General features: G+C 41.9%; 13 protein-coding genes and 1 pseudogene. 7 read left to right on the top strand and 7 right to left on the bottom strand.

Annotated features, from left to right (window positions below):
* Window positions 1-50 precede the first annotated feature (50 nt).
* The gene (gene crtR, locus ACEW80_RS30895; RefSeq protein ID WP_373530267.1) at window positions 51-941 is read left to right on the top strand and encodes a beta-carotene hydroxylase; all 891 of its coding nucleotides are present in this window, start codon (window positions 51-53) and stop codon (window positions 939-941) included.
* A gap of 336 nt (window positions 942-1277) precedes the next feature.
* On the opposite strand, the pseudogene ACEW80_RS30890 reads toward crtR, so the two are convergent.
* The 6 genes and pseudogenes from ACEW80_RS30890 to ACEW80_RS30865 all read right to left on the bottom strand — a co-directional run.
* Window positions 1278-1514 (bottom strand): annotated as a pseudogene (locus tag ACEW80_RS30890) (DUF433 domain-containing protein); the annotation flags it as partial.
* Between the two features lie 121 nt (window positions 1515-1635).
* Window positions 1636-2064 (bottom strand): type II toxin-antitoxin system VapC family toxin, encoded by a 429-nt coding sequence (locus tag ACEW80_RS30885; protein WP_373530264.1) that lies wholly within the window; start codon window positions 2062-2064, stop codon window positions 1636-1638.
* Window positions 2048-2293, bottom strand: a complete 246-nt coding sequence (locus ACEW80_RS30880) for a hypothetical protein (protein WP_373530263.1) — start codon at window positions 2291-2293, stop codon at window positions 2048-2050. Before ACEW80_RS30880 ends, ACEW80_RS30885 begins: the two co-directional genes overlap by 17 nt.
* 183 nt (window positions 2294-2476) lie before the next feature.
* Entirely contained in the window at window positions 2477-2890 is a 414-nt protein-coding gene (gene aroH / locus ACEW80_RS30875; protein WP_373530262.1) for a chorismate mutase, read from the bottom strand.
* Window positions 2891-3011: 121 nt separating this feature from the next.
* Window positions 3012-3833 (bottom strand): signal peptide peptidase SppA, encoded by an 822-nt coding sequence (gene sppA / locus ACEW80_RS30870; protein WP_373530261.1) that lies wholly within the window; start codon window positions 3831-3833, stop codon window positions 3012-3014.
* A 538-nt stretch (window positions 3834-4371) separates the two neighbouring features.
* The gene (locus ACEW80_RS30865) at window positions 4372-4668 is read right to left on the bottom strand and encodes a hypothetical protein (protein WP_373530260.1); all 297 of its coding nucleotides are present in this window, start codon (window positions 4666-4668) and stop codon (window positions 4372-4374) included.
* A gap of 417 nt (window positions 4669-5085) precedes the next feature.
* Here ACEW80_RS30865 and ACEW80_RS30860 point away from each other — a divergent pair, with 417 nt between their 5' ends.
* The 6 genes from ACEW80_RS30860 (at window position 5086) to menH (ending at window position 9966) form a co-directional block, all read left to right on the top strand.
* Window positions 5086-5883 carry an MlaE family lipid ABC transporter permease subunit gene (locus tag ACEW80_RS30860; protein ID WP_373530259.1) on the top strand — a complete coding sequence of 266 codons (798 nt, stop codon included), beginning with the start codon at window positions 5086-5088 and terminating at the stop codon, window positions 5881-5883.
* Window positions 5884-5951: 68 nt separating this feature from the next.
* Window positions 5952-6368, top strand: coding sequence for a DUF3119 family protein (locus tag ACEW80_RS30855; RefSeq protein ID WP_373530266.1), 417 nt, complete (start codon window positions 5952-5954; stop codon window positions 6366-6368).
* Between the two features lie 122 nt (window positions 6369-6490).
* Entirely contained in the window at window positions 6491-7759 is a 1269-nt protein-coding gene (locus ACEW80_RS30850; protein ID WP_373530258.1) for a DUF3086 domain-containing protein, read from the top strand.
* Between the two features lie 78 nt (window positions 7760-7837).
* On the top strand, window positions 7838-8518 hold the full coding sequence (gene plsY, locus ACEW80_RS30845; RefSeq protein ID WP_373530257.1) for a glycerol-3-phosphate 1-O-acyltransferase PlsY: 681 nt from the start codon (window positions 7838-7840) through the stop codon (window positions 8516-8518).
* Window positions 8519-8639: 121 nt separating this feature from the next.
* The gene (locus tag ACEW80_RS30840) at window positions 8640-9041 is read left to right on the top strand and encodes a metal-sensing transcriptional repressor (RefSeq protein WP_373530256.1); all 402 of its coding nucleotides are present in this window, start codon (window positions 8640-8642) and stop codon (window positions 9039-9041) included.
* A 100-nt stretch (window positions 9042-9141) separates the two neighbouring features.
* Window positions 9142-9966, top strand: a complete 825-nt coding sequence (menH, locus tag ACEW80_RS30835) for a 2-succinyl-6-hydroxy-2,4-cyclohexadiene-1-carboxylate synthase (protein WP_373530265.1) — start codon at window positions 9142-9144, stop codon at window positions 9964-9966.
* A gap of 7 nt (window positions 9967-9973) precedes the next feature.
* On the opposite strand, the gene ACEW80_RS30830 is transcribed toward menH, so the two are convergent.
* A complete protein-coding gene (locus ACEW80_RS30830; protein WP_373530255.1) occupies window positions 9974-10618 on the bottom strand; it encodes a glycoside hydrolase in 645 nt (214 codons plus the stop codon).
* Window positions 10619-10824: the final 206 nt, after the last annotated feature.

Here is a 10824-nt window from a genome sequence, read left to right as displayed (position 1 = left end):
TGTTCATCGTATATTCGTAGTGTTTGGTAAAAAAGGAGTCAATGTCAAAAATGATTACATTGGAGGCACAAAAGCCACTGACAATCCCGCCCAAGGAATTTTTAGCGCCTCCTGGTGATTTCAATCCCACGCTACTGCTGTTTTTCGGATCTGTGACAATGCTGGTGTTATCTAACTTTGGTTACTGGCTTTGGGAATGGCCACACTGGCTATGCTTTAGCGTTAACACAATTGCCCTCCATTGTGCTGGGACGGTAATTCACGATGCCTGTCACCAATCTGCCCATCGTAACCGAGCGATTAATGCGATGTTAGGTCATGGCAGTGCGTTGATGCTAGCTTTTGCTTTTCCAGTGTTTACGCGGGTGCATTTACAGCATCATAGATATGTCAATCATCCTAAAGACGACCCAGATCATTATGTCTCTACAGGTGGGCCTCTGTGGCTGATTGCGGTGCGCTTTTTGTACCACGAGGTGTTTTTCTTTCAACGGCGATTGTGGCGTAAATCTGAGCTATTAGAATGGTTTATTAGCCGCTTAATTGTCGGTGTAATTGTTTATATATCAGTTCAGTACCACTTTTTGGGTTACATTCTGAATTTTTGGTTCATACCGGCTTTTGTGGTGGGGATAGCATTGGGATTATTTTTTGACTATTTGCCCCATCGTCCTTTTGCGGAGCGCGATCGCTGGAAAAATGCTCGCGTCTACCCTAACCCAGTTCTGAATATTCTAATTATGGGACAGAATTACCACTTAGTTCATCATCTGTGGCCTTCTATTCCTTGGTATAATTACCAGCCTGCATATTATCTCATGAAACCTCTGTTAGATGAAAAAGGTTGTTATCAAACTTCAGGATTGTTGCAGAAAAAGGACTTTTTTGAGTTTGTTTACGACATCTTTTTAGGAATTCGGTTTCATCATCAAAAAGAATAGAGTTGTTGCACCAACGTGTCAAAAATCTCTGATTTCAACAACCACACCCGGAGCGATCGTTGCTAGGATACTGCAAACACTGGGTATCAATGGAAGTAAATCAGGCAGGCGATTACTAAACGCTACGAGAACAACGATCGCAACTCCAGTCTGTTGCAAGTTTTGCTGATATCGTAAGTTTTGGTCTGTTGTGAGGAGAATCGTGAAACTCTCCTGGATCATCAGTTGTAACAGTTCGCCATTCTTTTTGCCTGACCATCCTGTCTCCACAACTGTGCGTACCTCATAATCAGTGAGTTCACGCCTCAAGGGTCGTGGAACACACTCTATCAAAGAATTCGCATAAGCGGTCAGCATCTCCTTTGCTAATTCGAGAGCGGCGTAGGCGTAGCCCGTCGTAGACATCGCTTGCTCACGGCTGACACTGGGAAAGTGATCTAAAAACTCATCCAGTGAGTCACCCGCTTCTAGATAATCAAGCAAGGTTTTTATCGGCACACGAGTACCAACAAAAACAGGGGTTCCTCCCAATATATCGGGGTCGCTATGAACAATACGCGATGTGGATGTCATATAGTTACTTGTGTGCGACAGACTACCTTTTGATCCTAATTCTCATTGTCTCGGAAATCTCAGCATATATTTTATTATCCTTTTGCAAAGCGCGATCGCCGCTTTTCTATCGATTTATTGCTCAAGGTACAACTTCAAAAGACTGATTACCACGAAATCGATAGATGTGGAAATCTCGATCAAGAGTAAAAATTCGTCTCTGATTTAAGGTTTCAGCAGTGGCTACCAAAGAAGCATCTGCCAAATCCATTGGGATGTCTCGATATTGCTCCATCAGCGATCGCATTCTTTCCTGTTCTTCTACATTATTCTGGTGCAACAAAAGAATTTGATCAGCAACATAGCCCCATAGCTCTTGTTGTGCAGACCATCCACCATAGCGACCTAATAAATACATGGCTTCTGTAAAACAAGACCAAGTGGTTAGTAAAGGGGCTAGTAGCTGAGGTAATATATCAACACAACGTTGGTGATTGGCATCGCTTTGGTTAATTAAAGCAATCAGGGCAGAAGCATCGCAGAGCGTCACTGGTTTAACTTGAAGGGTCATACTTCGCTGACAAAATATCTGCAAAAGCTTCGCTTGTACGTTCAGACAAGTTTGCTGGCTGAAAATTTACTTGTCCTACTCTGCCTTGCAACAACTTGTCTAAGGTATCTGTAGATGCGTCACTTGGAGTTTCATTAGTCAGGATTATTAATTTTACTCGTCGTCCAGTCAGTTCAGAAGTACGCAGGAGAATCTCCTCCCATGTTCCTTCAAAAGTTTGCTGTTCCATAATTACCCTTTACTCATCGTTATAATAGTTGCCTCAAAGCATGAGCTATGCCAGATAATCATCACGCACACACCAGTTCCATCTCACGGAAAATTCTCTCACCACCAGCAGCAGGTTAAGGAGCCGCGTCAGCACACAATTCTATTCTTGTGCTGTTTGTTACATATATTTTATTTAAATAATTTACACTTTTGACTTAACTGCTGGCTGTGATGTTTGTAAAGATTGGGGCAAACTCCAGTCGGGACGCAAGCTAGCAGCGTTGCGTAAATAGATATGATGAATTGAGGCGGAGGCTGGCATATATATGTGGACTAAGAACCGGATACAGCGCTGTAAGCTGCCTTCGACGTGCATTTGCTGCACATCTAACATGGCCACATTATCCCAGCCAGGACGCGCTCTAGCGATCGCAGCTGGAAAAATAGCATCCAAATCGCGTGTCACCGAGAAAGTCACACTAATCATGTCCCTCAGCTGAAATTGATTCCGGTTTTCTAGTTCATCTAATAGTTCTGTCACTACCTCTTGCATTGTCTCAACAGTATTTTCTGAAACGGTTGTTGCTCCGCGAATAGCCCGCATTTGCCAGTCCACGCCAAAATCCTCCTTAAAACACAAAAATTAGGAGTTAGGAGTAAGAAATTGGGAGTTTTTACTCCTAACTCCTCACTTCTAACCGGAGGCGGAGCGTCTCCGGCTCCGCTCTAAACTCATACTACGGTCGATATAACCACAACGGTAAACCACTAGTAGACATTTCAAATTCGAGCCAATCAATACCAGCCCCAATTCCTGATGAAAATTGACGACTCCCTGGTACAAGGCGACTCAATAAAGGTTTACGTTCTTCTAGGGTATAGCAGAGAGTTTTTTCCGGATCAAGACCCACCAGTTCTGCTGTCCAACGACGAGCATCTTCTTCTGTACCCAGGCGGTCTACAACACCCAACTCTAGGGCTTGCTGTCCAGTAAAAATCCGACCATCGGCGAAAGTTTTCACAGTTTCTACTGCTAAAGAACGGCCATCAGCTACCGTTTGGACAAACTGCTGATAACTTGTGTCAATCAACTCTTGCAGGATGTTTGCTTCTGGTTGAGTCAGTTCCCGGTCGAAAGCCAAAATGTCTTTGTAAGGGCCAGACTTAATTACCTGGAAGGAAACACCGATTTTTTCTAGCAAGCGTTCCAAATTATTCCCACGCAGAATCACACCAATACTACCCGTAATCGTACCTGGGTTGGCGACGATGTGTTCGGCTCCCATGCCGATGTAGACTCCTCCAGAAGCCGAAATATTGCCAAAGCTAGCGACGATTTTAATTTTTTCGCGCAAACGCTTCAGGGCGCTGTAGATTTCTTGGGAGTCTCCGACTGTACCGCCAGGGCTATCGATCCGTAGCAATAATGCCGGAAACTTTTTTTCTTCTACAGTTTTCAGGGCTTCTAGGACGCGTTTGCGAGTAGCACCGGCGATCGCACCAGTAATTTCAATCCGCGCAATTTGTTTTCTAAACTTGGGCTTAAACGGCCAAATCATGAGCTGTCAACATACCTCGTAATAAACTTAATATAAGATGCCCAGCGGTCAGACGACTTGCTTTACTTTGTTAAGAAACGTGAGCAGGCATTGTGTTCATCAGGATTTTAAGGAAATTTTTATATTTTGTCGGGTGTTTTATCTGATATTCTCAATGAATGCTAATCAAGTCTTTAAGTATTACAGCTAACACCAAAATGCCAAACTCTAGTTTAGCGTCCAGCGTGATGATTTAGCACAGGCTATTTTTGCTATCTTGCGGGATTCAAAATTCATCAACCCTTGGTATTGTGCCTTTTTAGCCTCTTGAGAATCAGTTTGCCACGAGCGTACATTTATACATCTCGTTAGTAATTAATAACTAATAAATAATACGTATCTAATCACTAATTTCGGCGCTCAATTTAATTAATAAAAATCCATTTAGCAACACCAATCGCTTATCTAAGTTAAGACCAGTAATACTTTCACCTTTAGAAAGATCACTTTTTCTTCTCTTGTACAGCCGATGAATATTTGACGAAGCTGTTTTTACTACTTATGAATCTATTCGTAAAATTTGACACCGATAATAAACGTACATATCAAACAGTGCCCCGACGAAACTACAGGTCAAGCTAATCACAAATAATCCGCGCAGGGGAGTACCACTGCCAAAGGTAGCAAGGAAGTGCATGATCTGAGTAGCGATCGCCTCAGTTAACTCTTGTAAGCCAGGGATGTTACCAATGAGAGATAGAAAGAGCAATCCGCCACCAACTACGAAGATGGGAGCAACAAAACTAAAAGTGATTGTGAGTAGCAGGGAGCGGAAAAAGTTAATGAAAATAGTCATTTAGAACAAACTCCGTGACTAGAAATGACAATAGCTGGATATCGGTTTGTCATTTTCTACGATACGTGCGATCGCTTCGGAGCAGCCAATATGTCAAAAATCTTAAATCTTCATTAAAAGAAATGGCTATCAGCTACAGCATATGCTAGGGATATAAAAAATTATTTGAATCTATAAAAGCCATGCAAAATAAGGGTTATAGCCGAGGTTAGCCCCTATTTATGACTTTACAGCCCGTTTAATAACAGCTTCATATTCTGAGAACATTTTTAACTTAAGTTAATATTTAGCCTGATTAGGAAAGATGAAGAAGTGAGGAAGTGAGAGAAGAAAGAATAACCAATGCCCAATGTCCCATTTCCCATTCCCCATGACTTCCGCTATTCTTAAGGCAGTTACCGAGTTAGCTACAGAACATTGAACCAGACTACATCCAAATCCAGTTTAGGAGAATGGAGTCAGCGGTTGCTGGCAGCAATCTTTCTGGGTGGGCAAGTACTAGTTCACCTATTGAGAGGCAAAATTCATCGGCGCAACACCTTAGAACAAATGGCAGCAGTTGGGCCAGATTCCCTATTTATTGCCCTGGTGACGGCTATTTTCGTCGGCGCGGTGTTTACCATTCAGGTAGCGCGAGAATTTATCAACTTTGGTGCCGGAAACATTATCGGCGGAGTGCTTTCCGTAGCGTTAACACGAGAACTCGCTCCCGTGTTGACAGCAGTGGTTTTGGCGGGGCGAGTCGGTTCTGCCTTTGCAGCCGAAATCGGCACCATGCGGGTAACAGAACAAATCGATGCCATGTTGATGTTAAGAACAGATCCAATCGATTACTTAGTTATCCCCCGCGTCCTTGCTTGCTGTTTAATGCTGCCAATTTTAACCCTCCTCTCTTTGGTGACAGGGATGTTCGGAGGATTAATAATTGCGACAAATATCTACAATATGTCTGATACGGTATTTCTAGAGTCAGCCCGTAACTTTCTGGGGATCTGGGATATTTTTAGCGCCATGATTAAGGCGTGTTGCTTTGGTATTTTCATAGCTGTAATTGGTTGCAGTTGGGGCTTGACGACAACAGGAGGAGCCAAAGGTGTAGGACAGTCAACCACAACCGCCGTTGTGACTGCCTTGCTGGTTATATTTGTGAGCAACTTCTTTCTTTCGTGGTTAATGTTTCAGGGGGCTGGTAACGCATTGCTTCAAGGACTCTAAGATTTAGGAGTTATGAGTTAAAACTCCTCACTCCTCATTCCTAACTCCTAACTCCTAAAATAGGAGAGATATCTACTAACAAAGCAGGACTTAAGACTGTGACATCTTCATTTGCTCCTACCTCCACTTCAACTGTGGAACTCAAGCCTAGTTACAATATACCTATAGTGTTGGTGATTGCTGCTATTCCACTACTATTGGTACAACCGTGGGTAGGCTTGGCTTTCACACTGTTTGGTTTGTTTCTCATGTTTCAAGCGTTAACGCTGCGTTTGCAATTTACCGCCACCGACTTAGATATTTACAGAGGCGAAAAATTGATTCGGCGCTTTCCCTACCAGGAATGGCAAAACTGGCGAATCTTCTGGAATAGAGTCCCCATACTGTTTTACTTTAAAGAAATTAAAAGTATTCACTTTTTGCCGATTTTATTTGACCCTAACACCTTAAAAACTTGCTTAGAACAACGTTGTCCACGTACTTAGTGCTGAGTCTTTTCGATCTAGACTCATAACTCAGCACTCATGGCTTAAAACTTGAAGAGCGTGTCAATTGTAATTATTTCTGAAAGCTATTTATTCGCGTCATAGGAATTACACTACTGTTTATGAACCCAGAGGCATCTCAAACCCCAGAACCAATTGATGAGTGGTTGGCAGAAAAACAACAACAGAGCAATGCAGAGCAATATCCACTAAATCCATCTGTTGAGTCAGTGGTAGAAACAGGAGCCATTAGCTCATCAGAAGACTATGCAACTTTTAACCCACTCATCTCCAATGCACAAGAGGTAGATTCTACAGTAGAGCCAACAGAAAATTCTAATGGTGAGTTTGTGGCGGAGTTAGAAACCGAAACTGCTGTGCTGGGGTCAGAATCACAGGATGGTTTACTATACGCCAAAGCAGAGCAGCGAGTGATAGAGTTGCAGAATGCTGAAGCAGCCCTCAAGTCAGAAATAGCCAAGCTGCAAGCTTCTTACAAAAATATTCAGGCACAACTAAGTGAAACTCAAACTTCGCTGGGACGACTCGTACAAGAGTCGCTTGTGCAGTTAGAACAGCGCAAACAAGCTCTACAAATTTCTATAGAACAGCTAGAACGTCGTCAAGAACGTATCCGCAACGAGATGCGAACCACTTTTGCAGGAACATCCCAAGACTTAGCAATTCGGGTGCAGGGTTTTAAAGACTATCTCACAGGTAGCTTACAGGATTTGGCTTCTGCCGCCGAGCAGTTGCAACTAGCGCCAACTGTGGTAGAACGAGAAAAACCATCTGTAAAAGAGGCTAAACCAGCTGAACCCCAGCCGGGAATACCGCAATTTGCTCAACAGCAGTTTCAAGATACTACAAAGCAAATTCGCCGTTTAATTGACCAATACCGCAACAAACCAGATTACTACGGTTCGGCGTGGCAACTGCGCCGCACGTTTGAACCAGTCCACGCAGAACGAGTCTCCAACTGGTTTTTTAACCAAGGGGGACGGGGTGGTTTGCGGACAATGGGTAGCCGCTTACAAAATGTCCTGATTGCCTCAGCCGCAATTTCGATATTACACAAGCTCTATGGCGATCGCGTCCGTACTTTAGTTTTAGCTAATACACCGGAGCGATTAGGTGAATGGCGGCGCGGCTTACAAGATTGTTTAGGAATCGGTCGTCCAGATTTCGGGCCAGACCGGGGCGTGGTATTATTTGAGGCATCTGATGCTGTGGCTCAGAAAGCAGACAGATTGACGAAAGCCAATCAACTGCCTTTGATTATCATTGACGATTCTGAGGAGCAAATCAGTTTATCACTGCTGCAATTTCCTCTGTGGTTAGCCTTTGCGCCCGACCCCAAAGCCGTGAGAAACTATGATGATGACTTTTAATTAGTCATTGGTCATTGGTCATTAGTCAAGAGTAATACCTCTTGACTTTTTCAAATTTCAAATTTTGAATTGTTTATTATGGCTATTTGGTTAACTCTGTGCGGGGCAATTGTTGTCATAGCTTACCTATTGGGTTCTTTTCCCACTGGGTACATTGCTGTAAAGCAGTTAAAAGGTATTGATATTCGGGAAGTTGGTTCAGGCTCTACTGGCGCAACTAATGTGCTCAGAACTTTGGGGAAAGGGCCAGGAGCATTTGTTTTAGTACTTGATTCCTTAAAAGGAGTATTAGCGATCGCTCTAGTTTACTGGTTATTTACTTTTAATCCAATTCAAAATTATATCCCCCCAACGGTAGATGCAAAACTGTGGCAACCGTGGTTAATTACTTTAGCTGGGTTAGCTGGCATCCTGGGACATAGTAAATCGATTTTTTTAGGCTTTACTGGTGGTAAATCTGTTGCTATCAGCTTGGGGGTTTTATTGGCAATGAGTTGGCAGATAGGTTTAGCAACAGCGGGTGTGTTTGCCGTTGTCGTGGCAATATCGCGGATTGTTTCTTTGAGTTCAATTTCAGGTGCGATCGCTGTTCCCATTTTCATGGTACTTTCGCATCAACCGTTACCATATATTCTGTTTGGGATTGTCGGTAGCTTATATGTAATTTTTCGTCATCGCAGTAATATTGAACGACTGCTTGCTGGTACTGAATCAAAAATTGGGCAAAATTTAACGACTGAACCAGAACAAACTACATAACTAGATCAGACTTACGCATAGGCACAACTCATTACTTATTAACTAATTCCGTGGATCTAAATCCCTGTTACGAATTACCCTCTAAGCTAGGATTTTAGTAATACAAGTCCTTTGATAACCCATGAATGGATCAAACCGATTAGCGAAGGAATCCTTGCCAACATCCCAGCAAGCAGAACATTCCCATAGTCACGATGCAAAGCACGAGCATCCAGATCATACTCATGGGACTGGAGAATTAGCTCATCCTCACATCCATAGCGAAGAGTCTTTACGACGAATTGTCAATCGCTTATCGCGTCTAGAAGGACATATTCGTGGTATTAAAACAATGGTGCAGCAAAATAGCCCTTGTCCTGATGTGTTGTTGCAAATCGCCGCAGTGCGCGGCGCATTGGATAAGGTAGCGCGAATTGTTTTGGATGAACATTTAACTGAGTGTATTGGTAGAGCCGCCCAAGAGGGTAATATTGATGTCGAAATTAAGCAGTTAAAAGCTGCTTTAGATAGATTTTTGCCTTAGTTTTAAACAAAAGAAAATTAAAAATTAGCTATTATTACAACCCAAATTGTGAAAAGCAAATATTTTGATTTTAGTTAAGGGTAATGTTTTTATCAACATTATGCTTATAAAAAATTACAAATTTAACTATTCTTTAATTGGCAAACTAGATAAACCGTTGATTCTTTTTCTGCACGGTTTTATGGGTAACATTGAAGAATTTAATGAAGCCACTAAATTACTCTCCGACGATTTTTCTCATTTGAAAATTGACCTTCCCGGACACGGCAAAACTCAATTGTTAGGTAGAGATGAATACTATACAATGGCAAATACTGCCTATGCTTTAATCAACTTATTAGATGAATTAAAAATTACTAGATGCTTCTTAGTTGGTTATTCAATGGGTGGGAGATTAGCTTTATACCTCGCCCTGCATTTCCCAGAACGTTTTTATAAAGTTGTGTTAGAGTCAGCTTCTCCGGGTTTGCCAACAGAAGCAGAACAATTAGAACGAATTAAATTTGACACGCAAATAGGTAAGAAATTAACAGGAAGCCTTGAAAAAAGCGATTTTGCTGCTTTTCTCTCAAATTGGTATAATCAGCCGATTTTTGGTTATATAAAAAATCGTCTAGAATACGATCGCATGATAAAAAGTAGATTGCAGAATAATCCTATTGAATTAGATAAATCATTGCGCTTTATGGGTACTGGATGTCAACCTTCTTTGTGGCAAAAACTTAAAGATAATAAAATTCCGATACTTTTATTAGTTGGTGAATATGATCAAAAATTTATCGCTATTAATACAGATATGTCTAAAATATGTAAATTTTCCCAGCTAAAAATAATTAGTAATGCTGGACATAATATTCACTTTGAAAATACCTTGGAATTTGTGGAAAGTATCAAATATTTTTTTCCACAGCAATTGAAAAACTAGGATAGTCTCATGGCTTCTTTGGTGGCTTATTTACTGGCTTACTGGAAGAAGTTGGGGTTGCTAGTTGCTTAACTGCGGTTAATTCTTCTTGCAACATTTTTTGGTAAACTTTAGGCAAAGAGCTACTAACAGAATTAGTTTCTATACCATATCCTAGACTCGTCCAGGTGGGAGAGAGTCGTCGCAAAACATCATTTAACTTCTTCTGACGCAACAGTTGAGATATATTAGTTCCCCAAACTTTAGAATCATTCAACCAACGATAAACTACCACGTCTTGATACTCTGCTTCAAAACTATAATTAGTCCAAAACATCATCTGCATCGGGTTTGGGTGATAATGGGGAGCTAAACGATACCAAGTAATGTTGATAATTTGATATCTGCCAGCAGCCGTAGAACAATTACCTGTGTTAGGCCCTGTGAGAATTGTGACGCATATCTCAGGATGTCGGGTCAGGTCGTTGACTTGCTGTCCACCATATAACAGAGAATAGGGACGATTGCCACTTGCCTCACTCGCTGAGATAGTTCGCATCAAAGCGCGGATATAGGGGTCGCCCTGTTTCATCACCAAAGGCGGTTGTTTGACTTCAAAGATGGGATCGGAAGGCGATCGCAAGTCTCCAATATACCATTGCAACAAATACACAAAGCCGAGAAGCGCGGCTATTGGCCCAATAAATTTTTCAACGCCTTTGAATTTAAAGCCTTTCAGAGTCCGACTCCTTCAAATTCGCTCTCTTAGCTAACAATAAAAATTGACGAACTCATTCTGACAAAGTTCATTAGTTACTCCTGACTCCTGTAGAGACGCGATTCATCGCGTCTCTACTTGTTGATTAGGCGACGTTGGCA

It is taken from the genome of Nostoc sp. (genome assembly GCF_041747015.1).
Classification (GTDB): Bacteria; Cyanobacteriota; Cyanobacteriia; order Cyanobacteriales; family Nostocaceae; genus Nostoc.
The sequence above is the reverse complement of the archived record's forward strand: the minus strand, read 5'-3'. Positions and strand labels throughout refer to the sequence as shown.

Bases quoted from the DNA above. Each gene is read 5' to 3' on its own strand.
- plsY (WP_373530257.1), top strand. From the start codon at position 7,838: ATGGCTATTTGGTTAACTCTGTGCGGGGCAATTGTTGTCATAGCTTAC.
- ACEW80_RS30840 (WP_373530256.1), top strand. From the start codon at position 8,640: ATGAATGGATCAAACCGATTAGCGAAGGAATCCTTGCCAACATCCCAG.
- ACEW80_RS30885 (WP_373530264.1), bottom strand. From the start codon at position 2,064: ATGACCCTTCAAGTTAAACCAGTGACGCTCTGCGATGCTTCTGCCCTG.
- crtR (WP_373530267.1), top strand. From the start codon at position 51: ATGATTACATTGGAGGCACAAAAGCCACTGACAATCCCGCCCAAGGAA.
- ACEW80_RS30865 (WP_373530260.1), bottom strand. From the start codon at position 4,668: ATGACTATTTTCATTAACTTTTTCCGCTCCCTGCTACTCACAATCACT.
- ACEW80_RS30880 (WP_373530263.1), bottom strand. From the start codon at position 2,293: ATGGAACAGCAAACTTTTGAAGGAACATGGGAGGAGATTCTCCTGCGT.
- menH (WP_373530265.1), top strand. From the start codon at position 9,142: ATGCTTATAAAAAATTACAAATTTAACTATTCTTTAATTGGCAAACTA.
- ACEW80_RS30850 (WP_373530258.1), top strand. From the start codon at position 6,491: ATGAACCCAGAGGCATCTCAAACCCCAGAACCAATTGATGAGTGGTTG.
- sppA (WP_373530261.1), bottom strand. From the start codon at position 3,833: ATGATTTGGCCGTTTAAGCCCAAGTTTAGAAAACAAATTGCGCGGATT.